This window comes from Halomonas sp. BN3-1 (assembly GCF_003056325.1).
GTDB classification, from domain to species: domain Bacteria; phylum Pseudomonadota; class Gammaproteobacteria; order Pseudomonadales; family Halomonadaceae; genus Halomonas; species Halomonas litopenaei.
In genome coordinates this window covers 155,435-173,784 of sequence record NZ_PYVV01000007.1, presented here as the reverse complement: position 1 = coordinate 173,784, position 18,350 = coordinate 155,435, and the positions used below count along the sequence as shown (strand labels likewise).

General features: G+C 66.0%; 14 protein-coding genes. 5 read left to right on the top strand and 9 right to left on the bottom strand.

The window, feature by feature from the left end:
* Positions 1-102 precede the first annotated feature (102 nt).
* Entirely contained in the window at positions 103-606 is a 504-nt protein-coding gene (gene yjgA / locus C9F12_RS11665; RefSeq protein WP_045993059.1) for a ribosome biogenesis factor YjgA, read from the top strand.
* A gap of 140 nt (positions 607-746) precedes the next feature.
* On the opposite strand, the gene tldD is transcribed toward yjgA, so the two are convergent.
* From tldD to C9F12_RS11630, 7 genes are all read right to left on the bottom strand, one after another.
* Entirely contained in the window at positions 747-2,198 is a 1,452-nt protein-coding gene (tldD, locus tag C9F12_RS11660) for a metalloprotease TldD (protein ID WP_108448984.1), read from the bottom strand.
* Positions 2,195-6,121 (bottom strand): AsmA-like C-terminal region-containing protein, encoded by a 3,927-nt coding sequence (locus tag C9F12_RS11655; RefSeq protein ID WP_108448983.1) that lies wholly within the window; start codon positions 6,119-6,121, stop codon positions 2,195-2,197. Before C9F12_RS11655 ends, tldD begins: the two co-directional genes overlap by 4 nt.
* A 4-nt stretch (positions 6,122-6,125) precedes the next feature.
* The gene (gene rng, locus C9F12_RS11650) at positions 6,126-7,589 is read right to left on the bottom strand and encodes a ribonuclease G (protein WP_045993056.1); all 1,464 of its coding nucleotides are present in this window, start codon (positions 7,587-7,589) and stop codon (positions 6,126-6,128) included.
* 200 nt (positions 7,590-7,789) lie between these two features.
* Positions 7,790-8,434, bottom strand: coding sequence for a Maf family protein (locus tag C9F12_RS11645; protein WP_108448982.1), 645 nt, complete (start codon positions 8,432-8,434; stop codon positions 7,790-7,792).
* A 46-nt stretch (positions 8,435-8,480) separates the two neighbouring features.
* Positions 8,481-8,969, bottom strand: a complete 489-nt coding sequence (gene mreD, locus C9F12_RS11640; protein WP_108448981.1) for a rod shape-determining protein MreD — start codon at positions 8,967-8,969, stop codon at positions 8,481-8,483.
* On the bottom strand, positions 8,969-9,865 hold the full coding sequence (mreC, locus tag C9F12_RS11635) for a rod shape-determining protein MreC (protein ID WP_045993053.1): 897 nt from the start codon (positions 9,863-9,865) through the stop codon (positions 8,969-8,971). Before mreC ends, mreD begins: the two co-directional genes overlap by 1 nt.
* 77 nt (positions 9,866-9,942) lie before the next feature.
* A complete protein-coding gene (locus tag C9F12_RS11630) occupies positions 9,943-10,980 on the bottom strand; it encodes a rod shape-determining protein (RefSeq protein ID WP_045993052.1) in 1,038 nt (345 codons plus the stop codon).
* 177 nt (positions 10,981-11,157) lie between these two features.
* Here C9F12_RS11630 and gatC point away from each other — a divergent pair, with 177 nt between their 5' ends.
* The 4 genes from gatC (at position 11,158) to C9F12_RS11610 (ending at position 15,039) form a co-directional block, all read left to right on the top strand.
* Positions 11,158-11,445, top strand: a complete 288-nt coding sequence (gene gatC, locus C9F12_RS11625) for an Asp-tRNA(Asn)/Glu-tRNA(Gln) amidotransferase subunit GatC (protein ID WP_045993051.1) — start codon at positions 11,158-11,160, stop codon at positions 11,443-11,445.
* A 54-nt stretch (positions 11,446-11,499) separates the two neighbouring features.
* Positions 11,500-12,960 carry an Asp-tRNA(Asn)/Glu-tRNA(Gln) amidotransferase subunit GatA gene (gene gatA / locus C9F12_RS11620; RefSeq protein WP_108448980.1) on the top strand — a complete coding sequence of 487 codons (1,461 nt, stop codon included), beginning with the start codon at positions 11,500-11,502 and terminating at the stop codon, positions 12,958-12,960.
* Positions 12,960-14,414, top strand: a complete 1,455-nt coding sequence (gene gatB, locus C9F12_RS11615) for an Asp-tRNA(Asn)/Glu-tRNA(Gln) amidotransferase subunit GatB (RefSeq protein ID WP_108448979.1) — start codon at positions 12,960-12,962, stop codon at positions 14,412-14,414. Before gatA ends, gatB begins: the two co-directional genes overlap by 1 nt.
* 73 nt (positions 14,415-14,487) lie before the next feature.
* Entirely contained in the window at positions 14,488-15,039 is a 552-nt protein-coding gene (locus tag C9F12_RS11610; protein ID WP_045993048.1) for a cupin domain-containing protein, read from the top strand.
* A gap of 222 nt (positions 15,040-15,261) precedes the next feature.
* Here C9F12_RS11610 and C9F12_RS11605 read toward each other — a convergent pair whose 3' ends face one another.
* Together C9F12_RS11605 and C9F12_RS11600 are read right to left on the bottom strand one after the other, a co-directional pair.
* Complete coding sequence (locus C9F12_RS11605; protein WP_108448978.1) at positions 15,262-16,758, bottom strand: aldehyde dehydrogenase; 1,497 nt, start codon at positions 16,756-16,758, stop codon at positions 15,262-15,264.
* Positions 16,755-18,158: an aspartate aminotransferase family protein gene (locus C9F12_RS11600; protein ID WP_108448977.1), complete on the bottom strand. Its 1,404-nt coding sequence runs from the start codon at positions 18,156-18,158 to the stop codon at positions 16,755-16,757. Before C9F12_RS11600 ends, C9F12_RS11605 begins: the two co-directional genes overlap by 4 nt.
* Positions 18,159-18,350: the final 192 nt, after the last annotated feature.

The window sequence follows — 18,350 nt, the reverse complement described above, 5'->3', positions numbered from 1 at the left end:
CGGCGCCTCGGGCGCCACAGGCTGGTATACTTTCGCGGACGTCGCGCCCGACGCGACCACCGCCTTTTCGATTTTCCCCGATGCCTTCACCAGGGACCCGGTATGACCCAGGATGACCTTTCCCCCGACGACCGCCCCAGCAAGTCCCAGCTCAAGCGGGAGATGCACGAGCTGCAGGCGCTGGGCGAGCGCTTCATCGCGATGAAGCCCGAGGAGCGCGCCCGCTTCCCGCTGTCGGACGATCTGCTTCGCGCCATCGACGAGACCGACCGCATTCGTGCCCGCGAGGCCAGACGCCGCCATATGCAGTACGTCGGCAAGCTGATGCGCAAGGAAGACCTGGAGGCCATCCAGGCGGTCTTCGACGACATCGAGAAGGCCCAGGTCCAGCGCGACCATGCCTTCCTGCGCCTGGAAAAGTGGCGTGATCGCCTGATCGAAGAAGGTGATGACGCCGTCGAACCCTTCCTCGAAGACTATCCCCAGGCCGATCGCCAGGCGCTGCGTCAGCTGATCCGCAACGCCCGCAAGGAGCGCGAGCAGAACAAGCCCCCCACCAACGCCAAGCGGCTCTACAAGCTATTGCGTGATACCGCAGGGATCTAACCGCCGGGCTCGAGGGCCAGTCTGACGAGTGCCTGCGCTCGTCGACTTTTCGGACAGCGCCTAGGTCCTGCATGCTCCGCCTTGGCGCCGACACCTCCGTCGGCGCCGCCTTGTCGCTCAGCCAGCTTGCCTCGGCTGTATCAGGATTGGGTGCCACCCACGGTCAACTCGTCGAGCTTGAGGGTCGGCTGACCGACGCCCACCGGCACCCCCTGCCCTTCCTTGCCGCATACCCCGATACCGGTGTCCAGTTCCATGTCGTGGCCGATCATCGAGACCTGGCCCATCGCTTCGGGGCCGTTGCCGATCAGCGTCGCCCCCTTGACCGGCGCGGTGATCCGACCGTCCTCGATCAGGTAGGCTTCGCTCGCCGAGAACACGAACTTGCCCGAGGTGATGTCCACCTGGCCGCCGCCGAAGCTGACCGCGTAAAGTCCGCGCGAGACGCTCTTGATGATGTCCTGGGGGTCGTCCATGCCGGCGCGCATGTAGGTATTGGTCATGCGCGGCATCGGCATATGGGCGAAGGATTCGCGACGGGCGTTACCGGTGGGCGCCATGCCCATCAGGCGGGCGTTCAGCTTGTCCTGCATGTAGCCGGTAAGGATGCCGTCCTCGATCAGGGTGGTGCATTGGCTGGGGGTGCCCTCGTCGTCCACCGACATCGAGCCACGGCGGTCCATCAGGGTGCCGTCGTCGACCACGGTAACGCCGGGCGACGCCACTCGCTCGCCGATACGACCGGCGAAGGCCGAGCTGCCCTTGCGATTGAAGTCGCCCTCGAGGCCATGGCCCACCGCCTCGTGCAGCAGGATGCCGGGCCAGCCGGCCCCCAGCACCACCGGCATCTGTCCGGCGGGGGCATCGGTCGCCTCCAGGTTGACCAGCGCCTGACGCACCGCTTCCCTGGCGTAGGTCTCGGCGACGCCTTCGTCGCGCAGCCTCGCCATGGGGTAGCGGCCGCCACCACCGGCACTGCCGCGTTCACGCCGGCCGTTCTTGACCGCGATGACACTGACATTGAGCCTCACCAGCGGGCGCACGTCGGCGGCGACGGTGCCGTCACTGGCGCTGACCAGTACCACTTCGTAGACGCCGGACAGCGAGGCGCTGACCTGGGACACGCTGGGATCGGCAGCCCGGGCCACCCGGTCGGCCAGCTTGAGCATGGCGACCTTGTCTTCGGCCGACAGCCCGGACAGCGGGTCGATGCCCGCGTAGCGCGGCTCGGCACTGACCTGGATGCGTGGCGCCTGAGTCAGGGTGGCGCCGCTGCGCACGATGCCCGAAGCGGTGCGGCCCGTCTCGGCCAGGGCATCGGCGTTGATCTGGTTGGAGTAGGCGAAGCCGGTCTTCTCGCCGGCCATGGCGCGCACCCCGACGCCACCGTCGATGTTGTAGCTGGCTTCCTTGACCTCGCCGTCCTCCAGCACCCAGCCCTCTTGCCAGGTCCGCTGAAAGTACAGATCGGCGTAGTCGATGCCAGGGCCCAGAGCGTGCCGAAGACCCGTGTCGAGACCGCCGAGATCGAGGCCTCCCGGGGTCAACAGGGTGGCCACGGCCTCATCGAAGGATGCAGCTTGAGATGTCATTGAGCACTTTCCAGAGTGATCCGGGGCGAGGTCCAGGGACCCTGCACCAGATAGTGAATTCGCGTCACCCGGTCGATGACGTCGCCGAACAGCTTGTCGGCCACAAACAGGGCACCGCCCACAACGGGCGCCCCTACGGCCACGGCTGCCAGCGGCAGGTTGTTGCTGACAGGCACGGTCACGCCAAGCATCAGGTCGAGCTGACGTCGCGCCAGGTCGGCGGAGCCGTCCAGGGTAAAGTCGGTGGCGGGGCCATCGATACGAATCGGCCCTTCGGTTTCCAACACTCCACCATACAGGGTCGCGGCACCACTGACACGGTCGAAGGCGGTACCCTCACCGGTGACGTCCGAGAAATCCAGACGCAGGCGCCGCAGCAGGTTGTCGACGTTGAGCAGTCCCACCACCTTGGCCGAGGGCGAGCTGATATTGGCAAAGGTCCCGTCGACCATATCGACGTTCAGGCTACCGCGTGATCGGGCCAGCGCAAACTGCCAGGGGGCCCCCGGCCAGGCCAGCTGACTGTCCACATCGAGTCTTTCGGCGCGTACCGCCACGTCCTGCCCGAGCGCCGCCAGCGCGGTCCCGGGATCGCCCCCGGTGAGCGCCAGTCGCGAGCGCGTCAGGCTGGCCTGACTACCGGAGGCTTCCCATACCAGCGACCCCTCTGCCGTGACCTCGCCCAGGGTGAGGGATACCGGCTCGACCGACAGCCGATCACTGCTGGAACGCCATGCGCCGTTGAAGGGCCCGACCCGATTGCCCTGGTACACGATATCGTCGATGGTGAGACGTCCGTCGGGCAGCTCGCGCACTCGCTGCGGGAAGGCCGCAGGCGCGCTGGCGACCTCAAGCTCACCGAACAGCGAGCCGGACTCGGCACCCTGAACCGCCGTTTGCCCGCTCTCGGGAATCAAGTTGTCCAGCACCAGTCGATCGAGATCGAGCACCAATGGCTGGGTAGTACCCGGGCGGTAGGTCACCTGGCCGTCGACCAGGCTTCCGCCGAGCGCCGCCTGCCACTGCCTGGCGCCTCGGCTGAAGCGGGGACTGGCGTCGATGGTCAGCGTGCCGAGACAACGATCGCCGTCGCTCAGGCAGTCGGTTCGGGCCTCCAGGCGTGACAGTCCCGCCCCGCCGCCGCCACTGGAGCCGCCCTCCGGCATGGCGCCGGCCAGTGGTTTCAGGGCGTCGGCCCAGGCGCCCAGATCGAGTCGCTGCAGATAGGCCAGCACCGACCAGCCCGGCTCACCGGGCCAAGCGCCAGGTGCCGCCCGACCGACCCACAGCTGACCCTGGCTGCCGCCGGGCCCGGCGGCGCGCCAACGGGCGCCGACATCGCGCCCGTACTGGCCGCTCAACACCGGAGAATCGCCGAGGCTCAGGTCCAGCTTGAGCGGTACCGTCTGGGTGGCACGCTTGCCCAGCGGTGCCGGTAGTTCGATCGACAGCCCCTCCAGGGTGCTTTCCAGCGACAGACGCTGGGCATCGAGCTCAAGCCGGCCTTGCCAGGGGAAGGAGCCCGACAGCAGTACCCCAGGCTCGAGCCCCGCCCAGTCCAGCAGCGCCGGCGCATCGGCCCGTCCGGACAGCGCCACGCTATCGTTGCGGCCCTGAAGGTCGGCCGCCACGCTACCACCGAGCACCTGGCCCTCAAGACGACCGGACAATCCACCTTCTTCGCCCTGCTGGGACCAGGTCAGGGGGCCGCTGACGTTCTCGAACTCGAGCTCGGTGCCCTGATGCACGACCCTCGACGCCCGGGCGTCGGCCTCGACCTTCAGGTCCAGGGCATCCGGGTCGGCCATCGGCAGCGACAGCGACAACTGGCCAGTCACACTACCCTCGCCGCGCCAGTTACTGGCGGCCTCGGCGCCCTCCACCGGCATCTCTTCGAGAAATGCCAGCAACTGCGTCAGCGACGCCGACAGCGGCCCTTCGACGCTGAGGACCTCGTCGGCCAGTTTGACGCTGGCGCCTTCGGTCTTCACGCCCTGGCTCTCGGCGTGGTCGACCCGCGCCTCAAGGCTATCATCCTCGACGGACAGGTGGCCGCTGACGTTGGTAAGCGCCGGCCAGCCTTCGGCGTAGGGCACCCGCCCCTCGACGATATCCAGATCCAGGCTGAGACTGCTGTCGAGCTTCTCGCTGTCGAGATCGTCCTGCTCACGCAGCGGCACGTGCAGGCGCAGCTGCCCCTGGGGCACCCGCCCGGCCAGACCACTGGCCAGCCAGTCCGCGAGTTCGGCGTCCACATCGTTGCGCAACAGCGGCATCGGCAACCACTCGCTCAAGGCGATATCCCGGGCGTTGACGTCGCGCATGTCCAGCTCGAGACCGAAGCCCCCGCGACGATCGGTGGCGATGGCCAGACCAAAGCCCCCTTCCACCTGGGCGTCGCGCCAGCCGACCTTGAGGTCGCGTCCACTGACGAAGCTGCGCGGCCCGTCGTAGGACCAGATCACCTCGCCGGTGGCGTAGTCGAGCTGCATGGGGGCGGCAAACAACTCAGGGAAATGCATCGATGCCTGGCCAGCGTCGACGAAGTCCACTCGACCACGGGTGCCGTCGGCTTCCACCCAGACATCCAGCGGGCCGCCGCCGGGCGCACTCTCCCAGGGGTCGACCTCGACCCCCAGCGCGCTGACCCGGGCACGCCACTCGTCATCGAGCCTGCCAAAGCCCAGCCCGGTCACCTGACCGCGGGGCTTCAAGGCGTCCACCGCCCGAGCCAGGCCCTCAGGCAGGCGCAGACGCTCACGCCACTGCGCCAGTGCACCCAGCTCGAAGCCGCTGGCGTTGGCCCACCAGCCGTTTTCGCGGCTTGCCACGTGCCAGTACTGGGGCAAGGCGCCACCTTCCGGCGCGGTTTCGCCGTCGTCTCCGGTCCAGCTCACGTCTTCGGCGTCACCCTCGAACCAGGCCTCCCAGTCATCGACGTCGCGTCTCAGCCACTGACCGCGCAATTCGGCCCCATTGAGCACGATGCCACCAGGCGAGCCCTCGCCCATCTCCTGGGCGACCGCTGTCGCCATCTCGTCGCGCTGATTGAGCGCCAGGCGCGGCGCCAGTACATCGAGGCGCACATCCGCCAGGCGCCCATTGTCCCAGCGCGCCCAGACGGTGGCGTCCCCGCTGGCCTCGTCGAAACGCAGCACGTCCTCGATGCCGATCAGTCGTGACAAGCCGGTCAGGCTGTCGAGCTGCATGGTGCCCTGCAGGGCGGCGCTGAAATTGCTCGCCTCACGACTGCCCGGCGTCAAGGCCATGACGATCTCCATGGCCTCGGCGTCACGATCCTCGATGAATACCTCACCCTCGATATGGGTGCGCATCTCATCGCCGGTCATCAACAGCCGCGGCGCATGCAGGGTGGTGACCTCGCGGCGCCCGTGAAGCACCACGCGCAGGTCATCGACCCAGGCACGTTGGCGCAGCATGACGCCGACCCAGAAGTCCAGACGCTCGAGGTCAAACTGCCCTTCGGGCATCAATTCGGGGGGGATGCGCGCCGGCTGTGGCCACAGCCAGCGACGTTCGCGGTCCTGATAAAGGTGGAGGGTGACGCCCTGGAAGTGGGCCTTGTCGACCACCGGCAGCCCCTCGTCGAGGCTCGCCAGGGTGTCCAGGCGCACTTCACCGCGCTCGACCTGCAACAACGGATAGCTGCCCGTGGCGTCTTCGGCCTCGAGTCGCAGCCCGTCCAGGGTCAAGCCGGGGTCGAGGCCGTGCAGACTGCCTTCGAGACTCACCAGATGGGTCTCCGCCTCGAAACGCGACGCTATCATCTCGACCAGTCGATCCTCGAGGCGATCGACCTGGCCCAACGACACGCGCAGCACCAGCGACAGCAGCGCGGCCATCGCCAGCACTACCGCCACCAGCGTCAACAACCAGCGAGTCAGCAGGCGGATCGGCCTCATCGGATCACATCAGCACGATGTCGTACTGCTCCTGGGAATAGTGGGTCTCGACCTGAAAACGAATGGTCTTGCCGATAAATTCCTCGAGATCGGCGACCGCTGCCGACTCCTCGTCGAGCAGTCGATCCACCACCGCCTGGGAGGCCAGCACCGCGTAGGTTTCGGCGTTGTAGGCGCGCTCTTCACGCAGGATCTCGCGAAAGATCTCGTAGCACACCGATTCCGGCGTCTTGAGGGTGCCCCTGCCCTGGCAGGAAGGACACGGCTCGCACAGGGTCTGCTCGAGGCTTTCACGGGTGCGCTTGCGGGTCAGCTGTACCAGCCCGAGCTCGGTGACGCCGGTGCATTTGGTCTTGGCGTGATCCCGTTCCAGCGACTTCTCGAGCATCCTCAGCACCTGGCGCTGGTGCTCGGTGTCCACCATGTCGATGAAGTCGATGATGATGATGCCGCCGAGATTGCGCAGACGCAGTTGACGGGCGATGGCGGTGGCCGCCTCGAGGTTGGTCTTGAAGATGGTTTCTTCGAGGTTGCGGTGACCGACGTAGGCGCCGGTGTTGACGTCGATGGTGGTCATCGCCTCGGTGGGGTCGATCACCAGATAGCCGCCGGACTTGAGCTGGACCTTGCGCGCCAGCGCCTTCTGGATCTCGTCCTCGACGCTGTACAGATCGAAGATCGGTCGCTCGCCGGCGTAATGTTCGATGCGTCCCACCGCCGAGGGCATGAACTCTTCGGCGAACTCGACCAGCTTGACGTGGTTTTCGCGGGAGTCGATGCGCACCTTCTCGATATCGTCGCGCATGACGTCGCGCAGGGTGCGCATGAACAAGGGCAGATCGTCGTAGATGACGCTGGGTGCCGGCGCGGTCAGCCGACGTTCGCTGACCTTGCGCCACAGCCGCAGCAGGAAGTGCATGTCGGCGACCATCTCCTCGAGCGTCACGCCCTCGGCGGCGGTGCGCACGATAAAGCCACCGGAGACCTCGATCTGCTGCTCGGCCGCGGCTTCCTCGACCAGACCGCGCAGGCGCTCGCGCTCGGTCTCGTCCTCGATGCGTTGGGACACGCCGTTATGAGGCGAGTCCGGCATGTACACCAGGTAGCGCGACGGTACCGACAAGTGGGTGGTCAGGCGAGCGCCCTTGGAGCCGATGGGGTCCTTGGTGACCTGAACCACCAGCGACTGGCCTTCATGCAAGAGCTGCGAGATGGACGGCTGATCATCACCGTTGGCGCTGTGCTCACCGACATCGTGGGCGTGAATGAAGGCTGCACGAGACAGGCCAATATCGACAAAGGCCGCCTGCATGCCGGGCAGTACCCTCACCACCTTGCCTTGGTAGATATTGCCGACGATGCCACGACGCCTGGCCCTCTCGATGAAGGCCTCCTGCAGCACGCCGTTCTCCACCACGGCCACGCGGGTTTCCATGGGCGTCAGGTTGATGAGTACTTCACCACTCATTCGGCAGTCCTTGTCCTTTGATGTCTCGCGCCATTATGACATAGCCGCCGGCGGTTGCGATGGCGCTGGCGCCGGACCTCCCGTCCGGCTCGACCGAAGCAGCACACGCCTGCGGGTGGCCCAGCGGGCGGCTCGCCCTCTCGTCGAGCGGCGGCGCCACTACACCCTCACGACACCGTCACGACAGCCTCACGACACCGTCAAAATAAAGCGCCGTTCCACACAGGCACGCGCTGTCGGCGCAGCAGGCTCGCCGTCTCGTAGAGCGGCAGCCCCACCACCGCGGAATAGCTGCCTTCGACGCGCTCGACGAAGATCGAGGCGAGCCCCTGGATGGCGTAACCGCCTGCCTTGTCGGCAGGCTCACCGGTGCGCCAGTAGGCGCGAATCTCGTCGTCCTGGAGCTCACGCATCAGCACATCGCTGACGACCGTTGCCTCGAGCACCCCGGCGGGTCCGCTGATCGCCACCGAGGTCATCACCTGATGCCAGCGCCCGGACAGCGAGCGCAGCATGACAAAGGCGTCCTCGGCGTCGACAGGCTTGCCGAGAATCTCGCCGTCGCGCACCACCGATGTGTCGGAGCCCAGCACCGGCAAGTCGAGTCCCGTCTCACGCCTGGACCCAGACCCAGTCTCGGCTTCTGCCCCAGTCACGGCCTTGGCCCGGGCCAGGCGGGCGACGTAATCCCGGGCCGCCTCACCAGGATGCGGCGTCTCGTCGATATCCACCGGCGCGATCTCCACCGCCACACCGATGCTCGCCAGCAGCTCACGCCGCCGGGGCGAGGCCGAGGCCAGGCGCAGCACCGGGGAATTCACATCAGCATCGAGGGGCTCACTCATCGCTTGCGTCTCCAACGCTTTCGTGGGGGCTCAGGTCATGAGGGATTCAGGTCTTGGCGGAACGCCGGCCGATGGCCTTGAACAGGGTCGCCAGCCAAGGCCACAGCGCCGCCCCGATCAACGATGGCATCAGAAACGACAGGTGCATGGAAAACGGGCCGAACAGGGTACGCAGCCACTGTTCCACCAATTGCACCAGTCCCAGCAGGACGAAGATCAGTACCGCCTGCTGGAGCAGCGAGTAGGTCCTGAAGCGGGGATATACCAGCGCCGAGAGGAAGGCCAGCAACGACAGCGTCAGCGCGCTCTGCCCGAGCGGCGCCCCTTCGATGAGGTCCAGCAGCAGGCCCAGCACGAAGCCATGGAAGACGCCGACCCGGTCGGGCTGTGCCATGCACCAGTACAACAGTATCAGGCCCAGCCAGTCGGGCCGCCAGACCTGCCAGCCGTCGGCCATGGGCATGACCTGCAGACACAGCGCAAGAGACAGGGTCAACCATACCCATACCAGGCTGACGCGAGGGGTAGCGGCCATCAGTCGTCCTCCTCGTCTTGCTCGGGGGGCGTCAACAGCTCACCCAGGCGGCGAGCTGCCTCGACGGCTTCGGGGTCCAGCTCCGGGTGCCAGCGTCCTCGCGAGACGTCGAGCGCAGGCTCCGGCGGAAACAGCAGAAGGAAGTGACGCGAGCGCTGCAACTGGGCGACGGGAGCGGCGCTGACCGTGGCGAAGGGCTCGCCAGGATCGTGACTGACGTCGCTGACCCTGGCCACCGGATAACCCGCAGGAAAGCGTCCGGCCAGGCCGGAGCTCATCAACAGGTCACCGACGCGAATGTCGGCGGTATCCGGCACGTGCAGCACCTTCAGCGCGTCGTAGCTGCCGGTGCCCTGGATGATGAAGCGAAGCCCGTTGCGATTGACCTGGATCGGCAAGGCGTGACTGGCATCGGTAAGCATCAGCACGCGACTCGAGTAGGCGGAAAGCTCGCTGACCTGACCGGCGATACCGGAGGAGTCCATCACCGGCTGACCGACATAGACGCCATCGCGGCGGCCACGATCGATCACCATCTGGTGGGTGAAGGGGTCGGGATCCAGCGACAGCAGTTCGGCGGTGAGGTAAGGCACCTCGTGATCCCGGGCGGCGTCGAGCAGCTCGCGCAGGCGCACGTTCTCGGCGGTCAGGCTGGCCATGCGCTGTACCCGATGGGACAGGGTCAGCAGCTGCTCGCGCAGTCGCGCGTTCTCTTCCACCAGCGAGCGTTGCTCGGACAGCGCCAGGGCGCCCCAGTTGAGCACGTCACTGGGCAGACTGACGGCCCACTGGATCGGCGCCACCAGCGTCGACAACTGGGCACGCACCGATTCCATTCGGGTGAAGTGGGTATCGACAAACATCAGCCCGCCCGCGAGCACCGCACACAACAGCATGCGGTACCCGGGCACGGAGCCATGCGAGAACAGCGGTTTGATAGGCCGACTCCCTGGAGGTCCTGGGCCAGACGTCGTCAGTCGCTGGAGAGCAGCTCGAAGGTGTGCTGATCGATCATCTCCAGCGCCTTGCCGCCACCACGTGCCACGCAAGTGAGCGGGTCATCGGCGACCACCACCGGCAGGCCGGTCTCCTCGGCGATCAGCTTGTCCAGATCACGCAGCAGCGCGCCACCACCGGTCAGCACCAGTCCGCGCTCGGCGATGTCTGATGCAAGCTCGGGCGGTGACTGTTCCAGGGCGCTCTTGACCGCCGACACGATGGAGCCCAGCGGCTCCTGCAGGGCGTCGAGGATCTCGTGGGAATTGAGGGTGAAGCTGCGCGGAATGCCCTCGGCCAGGTTGCGACCGCGCACGTCGATTTCGCGCAGCTCGCCGCCCGGATAGGCACAGCCGATCTCTTCCTTGATGCGCTCGGCGGTGGCTTCGCCGATCAGGCTGCCATAGTGGCGCCGTACATAGGAACTGATGGCCTCGTCGAAACGATCGCCGCCGATGCGGATGGACTCGGAATAGACCACGCCATTGAGCGAGATGATGGCGATCTCGGAGGTACCACCACCGATGTCGACAACCATCGAACCCTGCGCCTCTTCCACCGGCAGCCCGGCCCCGATGGCCGCGGCCATGGGTTCCTCGATCAGGAAGACTTCACGGGCACCGGCGCCCTCGGCGGATTCCTTGATGGCGCGACGCTCTACCTGCGTGGACATGCAGGGAACGCACACCAGGACCCGGGGGCTCGGCGTCAGGAAGGTGCTCTGATGCACCTTGCGGATAAAGTACTGGAGCATCTGCTCGGTCACGGTGAAGTCGGCGATGACGCCGTCCTTCATCGGACGAATGGCGGTGATGTTTCCGGGGGTGCGGCCCAGCATGCGCTTGGCATCGGCGCCGACCGCAGCAACGCTGCGCATGTTGCCGGACTGCCGAATCGCGACCACGGAGGGTTCATCCAGGACGATCCCGCGATGACGCACATAGATGAGCGTATTGGCCGTCCCCAGGTCGATCGACAGATCGCTGGAAAACACACCTCGTAAACGTTTGAACATGGATAAAGATACCTAGTGCAGACCGGAAACCCTGTGCGGACGCAAACGGTATCACTGACCCCCCCTAGCGGCAAGCGTGATGCGCGTCTCCCTTGACCGGCAAGACCTGCCCGACGACGCGCGAATGTGGTACCTTCTGCGGTCATTTCATGGACCCCTTCCGTCGAGGAATTGATCATGGCGCTTGAACACGCCGAGGTCCTCCGTGCCGCTCACCTGGCCCGGATCGACCTTTCTGAGAATGACGCAGCCCACTATCACGACGATCTCGGCCGGATCCTGGAGATGGTCGATCAGCTCCAGGCGCTCGACACCGAAGGCGTCGCCCCGCTGGCTCACCCCCTCGATGCCACCCAGCGCCTGCGCGCCGACGAGGTCACCGAGAACGACCAGCGCGAGCACTTCCAGCGCTGCGCTCCCCAGGTCGAGAATGGCCTGTACCTGGTGCCGCGGGTCGTCGAGTGACCCCGCGCCCCACCCTTCTCGACATTGGATTCACGCATACAGGGAGCCAGGCCCATGCATGACAGGACACTGACCGAGATCAGCCAGGCGCTCGACGCCGGCGAGATCTCCAGTCGCGAGCTGACCCAGGATCTGCTCGGACGCATCGACCGCCTCGACGGCACACTCAACAGCTTCGTCAGCGTCACCGCCGACCAGGCGCTCGAGGCCGCCGAGGCCGCCGACCAGGCCCGCGCCCGCGGCGAAGCCGGCCGCCTGACCGGCGTGCCGCTGGCACTCAAGGACATCTTCTGCACCCAGGGGGTCAAGACCAGCTGTGGCTCGAAGATGCTCGACAACTTCGTCGCCCCCTACGACGCCACCGTGGTGGAAAAGCTCAAGGCCGCCGGCACGGTCAGCCTGGGCAAGACCAACATGGACGAATTCGCCATGGGCTCCTCCAACGAGTCGAGCTTCTATGGCCCGGTCAAGAACCCCTGGGATCTTGACGCCGTCCCCGGCGGCTCCTCCGGCGGCAGCGCCGCCGCCGTCGCCGCGGGCCTGGTGCCGGCGGCGCTGGGTACCGATACCGGCGGCTCGATCCGCCAGCCGGCAGCCTTCTGCGGCATCACCGGGCTCAAGCCGACCTATGGCCGGGTCTCGCGCTACGGCATGATCGCCTACGCCTCGAGCCTCGATCAGGGCGGCCCCATGGCCCGCAGCGCCGAAGACTGCGCCCACCTGCTCAACGTCATCGCCGGCCATGACGTGCGCGACTCCACCAGCGTGGCCCGCGGTGTTCCCGACTACACCGAGGAGCTCAGCGCGCCGCTGTCCGGCCTCAAGATCGGCCTCCCCAAGGAATACTTCGGCGACGGCCTCGATGCCGGCGTCAACCAGGCCATCGGCGAAGCGATCAAGGTCTACGAATCGCTCGGCGCCAGCGTGCGCGAGGTCAGCCTGCCCCACACCGCCTACGCCATCCCGGCCTACTACGTGATCGCACCGGCGGAGGCCTCCTCCAACCTGTCGCGCTACGACGGCGTGCGCTTCGGCCATCGCTGCGACAACCCCGAAGACCTCATCGATCTGTACAAGCGCTCCCGCGCGGAGGGCTTCGGCGAGGAGGTCAAGCGACGCATCCTGATCGGCACCCACACCCTGTCCGAAGGCTTCTTCGACGCCTACTACAAGAAGGCCCAGCAGGTTCGCCGACTGATTCGACAGGACTTCCTCGACGCCTTCGAAGAGGTCGATGTGCTGATGGGCCCCGCCGCGCCGACCCCGGCCTTCGACCTGGGCGCCCAGAAGGACCCGGTCTCGATGTACCTGCAGGACATCTACACCATCGCCGTCAACCTGGCGGGCATCCCCGGCATCAGCGTTCCGGCGGGCTTCGCCGGCAAGCGTCCGGTGGGCCTGCAGGTCCTCGGCACCCACTTCGCCGAGACCCGTCTGCTCAACGTGGCTCACCAGTTCCAGCAGGCCACCGACTGGCATTTGAAGCGTCCCGAGATGTCCGAGGAGAACTCCTGATGCAGTGGGAAACCGTCATTGGTCTCGAGGTGCACGTCCAGCTCGCGACCCGCTCCAAGATCTTTTCCGGCTCTTCCACCGCCTTCGGTGCCGAGCCCAACACCCAGGCCAATGCCGTTGATCTGGGCCTGCCCGGCGTGCTGCCCGTGCTCAACGAGCAGGCGGTGGCGATGGCGTTGAAATTCGGCCTCGGCATCCATGCCGAGATCCCCGAGGTATCGGTGTTCGATCGCAAGAACTACTTCTACGCCGACCTGCCCAAGGGCTACCAGACCAGCCAGATGCACCATCCCATCGTCGGCGCCGGCGAAGTGGAGATCTGCCTGGAGGACGGCGAGAACAAGATCATCCGGGTGCACCACGCCCACCTCGAGGAAGACGCCGGCAAGTCGCTGCACGAGGACTTCCACGGCATGACTGGCATCGACCTGAACCGGGCCGGCACGCCGCTGCTGGAGATCGTCTCCGAACCGGACATGCGCTCGGCCAAGGAGGCGGCGGCCTACCTCAAGGCGATCCACTCCATCGTCACCTATCTCGGCATCTCCGACGGCAACATGGCCGAAGGCTCGATGCGCTGTGACGTCAACGTCTCGGTCAGACCCAAGGGTCAGCAGGAATTCGGCACCCGCGCCGAGATCAAGAACGTCAACTCCTTCCGCTTCGTCGAGCGCGCCATCGCCTACGAGGTCGAGCGCCAGATCGAGCTGATCGAGGACGGCGGCAAGGTGGTGCAGGAAACCCGCCTTTACGACCCCGAGGCCGACGAGACCCGCAGCATGCGGACCAAGGAAGAAGCCAACGACTATCGCTACTTCCCCTGCCCCGACCTGCTGCCGGTGGTGCTCGACTGCGCCTACGTCGACCACCTGCGCGAGAGCCTGCCCGAGCTGCCCGCCGAGAAGCGCGCGCGCTTCCAGAGCGAGCTGGGACTGTCCGCCTACGACGCTGGCGTGCTGTCAGCCAGCCGCGAGATGGCCGAGTACTTCGAGCAGGTCAAGGACATCTGTGGCGACGCCAAGCAGGCCGCCAACTGGGTCCAGGGCGAGCTGTCCGGCGCGCTCAACCGTGACGGACTGGACATCTCCGACAGCCCGGTCAGCGCCGAGCAGCTCGGCGGCCTGGTCAAGCGAGTGATCGACTCGACCATCAACGGCAAGGCCGCCAAGCAGGTGTTCCAGGCGCTGTGGAACGGTGAAGGCGACAGCGCCGACGCCATCATCGAGGCCAAGGGCCTGAAGCAGGTCACCGACACCGGCGCCATCGAGGCCATGGTCGACCAGGTGATCAGCGACAGCCCCGCCCAGGTGGCCCAGTACCGTGACGCCGAGCCCGACAAGCGCGGCAAGATGATCGGCTACTTCGTCGGCCAGGTGATGAAGGCCTCACGCGGCACCGCCAACCCCCAGCAGGTCAACGCCCTGCTCAAGGAAAAGCTCGACGCCCTGTGCTGATGGGCGCTACGGCGACCACCGGCGATGGCAGCGCCATCGCCGGCTTCCACTGGCTTTACCCAAGGAACCCGCGATGTCGGACGATGTCGGTACCCGCCTGAGGGCCCTGCGAAACCTGCGCAACATCTCCCAGCGCGAGCTGGCCAAGCGCTGCGGGGTGACCCATTCCAGCCTGTCGCTGATCGAACAGGGCAAGGTCAGCCCCTCGGTCAGCTCGCTGAAAAAGATCCTCGACGCCATCCCGATGAGCGTCGGCGACTTCTTCACCATGGATCTGGAGAGCAAGAACCAGGTGTTCTACAGCGCCGACGAACTGACCGACATGGGCAGCGGCGACGTGGTGTTCAAGCTGGTGGGCGCCAACCGCGAGTCACGCGCCCTGTCGTTTCTGATCGAGACCTACCCCCCGGGTACCGATACCGGCCGCGAGATGATCACCCACCAGGGCGAGGAAGCCGGGGTCGTGCTCGAGGGCGAGATCGAGATCACCATCGGTGCCGAGACCCGGGTACTTGGCGCCGGCGAGGCGTACTACTTCGACACCAACGTGCCCCACCGCTTTCGCAACCCCAGCGAGACCCTCTGTCGGCTAGTCAGCTGCACCACCCCAGCGCGAGCCTTCTAGCGAGCGGCGAATACCGTGACGTCGGCCTAGCGGCTCCCGCCCAGCTCCTGCCATCTGGTCAGCTGCACCACCCCAGCGCGAGCCTTCTAGCGGCGCTCGGACACGCCGGCGTCGACTCAAAGGCACTGCCCGCCCTGCAAACCACAAAAAAGGCCACGCAAGGCGTGGCCAATCAGGGAGTCATCTCCCATCAGTGCGCGTTGATGACATCGGACCGGGAGTCTAGTTCAAGGCGATCCAGACGCTCTTGAGTTCGGTGTATTCGGCCAGCGAGTGGTGCGACTTGTCACGGCCATTGCCGGACTGCTTGACCCCGCCGAAGGGCACGCTCTGGTCCCCGCCTGCCCAGTTGTTGACGAACACCTGGCCCGACTGCAGACGACGACTGACCCGCATGATGCGGTCGACGTCCTGACTCCACACCCCGGCAGCCAGCCCATAGACCGAGTCGTTGGCCAGGGCGATGGCCTGCTCTTCGCTGTCGAAGCCGAACACCGACAGCACCGGGCCAAAAATCTCTTCACGCCCGATCGTCATGTCCTCGGTGACACCGTCGAACACCGTCGGCTGGATGAACAGCCCCGGCCCGTCGAGCGCCTCGCCGCCGGCACGCAGCCGTCCGCCTTCTTCCTGCCCCTGGCGAATGAAGTCGAGGATGCGGCGGTGCTGAGTCGCATCGACAATCGCCCCCATGAAGCTCGACGGGTCCAGAGGATCCCCCGGCTGCATCGACTCGGCCGCCGCCAGCAGGTGCTCGATAAAGGCCTCGCGCACACTGTTCTCGACCAGCAGCCGCGAACCGGCGATACACACCTCCCCCTGGTTATGGAAGATCGCCTCGGCGGCGTGGTGCGCCACCTGGGCGAGATTCCTGCAGTCGGCGAACACCAGATTGGGGCTCTTGCCACCGCACTCCAGATAGACCCGCTTGAGGTTGGACTGCCCGGCGTACTGCATCAGCTGCTTGCCGACCGCGGTGGAGCCGGTGAAGGCCAGACAGTCGACGTCCATCGACAGCGCCAGCGCCTTGCCCACGGTGTGACCATAGCCCGGCAACACCTGCAGCACGCCGCGTGGTAGGCCGGCCTCCTGGGCCAGAGCAGCCAGACGCAGCGCCGACAGTGGCGACTTCTCCGATGGCTTGAGGATGACGCTGTTGCCGGCGGCCAGGGCCGGTGCGATCTTCCAGGCGGTCATCATCATCGGGAAGTTCCAGGGCACGATGGACGCCACCACCCCGATCGGCTCGCGCAGCACCAGCGCGAGCGCCTCTTCGCCGGTGGGCGCGACCTCGCCATAGAGCTTGTCGATGGATTCGGCCTGGTGACGCATCGCGCCGATGGCGCCGGCCATGTCACCCAGCGCGCTGGTGATCGGCTTGCCCATGTCCAGAGTGTCGAGCAGTGCCAGTTCGTCGCGGTGGGCCTCCATCAGCTCGGCCAGCCGCAGCAGCACCCGCTTGCGCCGGGTCGGCGCCAGGCGCGACCATTCTCCACCATCAAAGGCGCGCCGGGCGCGGGCAACCGCCAACTCGGCATCGGCCTGGTCACAGCTTGCGACCCGCGCCAGCACTTCCCCCGTGGCGGGGTTGATGGTCTCGAAGGTCTCGCCGCTGGCGGCGTCGACGAAGCGATCATCGATATAGGCGCGGGTTTCCAGCCGCGCCGTCAGGGTGTCGGCCAGGGCCTGCCAGCCAGCCTTGTCGAGGGGACGACTCATGCATCAGCCTCCTCGGCGGCGGTGATCTCGACGCCCTGGGCAGTCAGCCGGCGCAGCGTCTCGTCCAGCGCCTCCCGGGCCAGACGCACCAGTTCGTCGATTTCATCGTGGCTGATCACCAGGGGCGGTGAAATGACCATGGTGTCTCCCACCGAGCGCATCACCAGGCCTGTCTCGAAGCAGATATCGCGACACAGGTTGCCCACCGCCAGCGACTTGTCGAAGCGCTTGCCGCTGTCCTTGTCAGCGACGATCTCCAGGGCGCCGATCAGACCCAGCGAGCGCGCCTCGCCGATCAGCGGGTGGGACTCCAGGGACTTCCAGCGCGTCGCCAGGTAAGGCCCCAGATCATCACGCACCCGCTCGACCACGCCTTCGGCCTGCATCAACTCAAGGTTCTTGAGCGCTACCGCGGCGCACACCGGATGCCCCGAGTAGGTGAAGCCGTGGTAGAACTCGCCGCCCTCGTCGATCAGCGTGTCGGCGACACGATCACCGACCAGTACCCCACCGATCGGCAGGTAGCCGGAGGACAGCCCCTTGGCGATCGGCATCAGGTCGGGCTTGAGGTCGTAGTGGACGCTGCCGAACCACTCGCCCAGACGGCCGAAACCACAGATCACCTCGTCGACCACCAGCAGGATCTGGTGGCGCTCGAGCACCTCCTTGATCGCCGGCCAGTAGCTGTCCGGGGGAATGATGGCGCCGCCGGCACCCTGTACCGGTTCGGCGATAAAGGCCGCGACCTTGTCGGACCCCAGCTCCTGGATACGCGCCTCCAGCGCCTCGGCGCAGGCACGACCGAAGTCCTCCGGGGTCTGATCACGCCCTTCGCCGAACCAGTAAGGCTGACGGATGTGGGTGATACCCGGCACACAGGGACCACCCTGTTCATGCATCGGCGCCATGCCGCCCAGACTCATGCCGGCCACGGTGGAGCCGTGATAGCCGTTTTCGCGACCGATGATCCACTGCTTGTCTGGCTGGCCCTTTAGCGCCCAGTAGCGACGCACCATCCGCAGCACGGTGTCGTTGGCCTCGGAGCCGGAACCGGTGAAGAACACCCGGTTCATGTGCGCCGGTGCCAGTCGACACAGGGTCTCGGCAAGCTCCACCGCCGGTGGGTGGGTGGTCTTGAAGAAATTGTTGTAGTACGGCAGCTGGGTGAGCTGCTCGCTGGCGGCGTCCACCAGCTCCTGACGCCCATAGCCGAGGTTGACGCACCAGAGCCCCGCCATGCCATCGAGGATGCGATGCCCATCCGCGTCCTCGATGTAGACCCCCTCGGCGTCAACGATGATACGACTGCCTTCCTCCCCGAGCGCCTTGAAGTCGGTGAAGGAGTGCAGATGGTGTTCGCGATCGAGCTCTTTGAGCCGTGCGGCGCCTGGCGAGGTCATGGCCAAGTCTCCCGATATTGGTGAGTTGCTTTGTTATGGTTTACTCAACATAACCACCCTTCTCATGAAAGCCAAGCCCAGCGCAGCATTTCCTTAGAAAAAAACCATAAGTCACTGATTAATAGTCTACGACCATCGTACAATGTCGATATTTTTTATTTTTAACCACAAAAAAAATTGACAACCAATGGC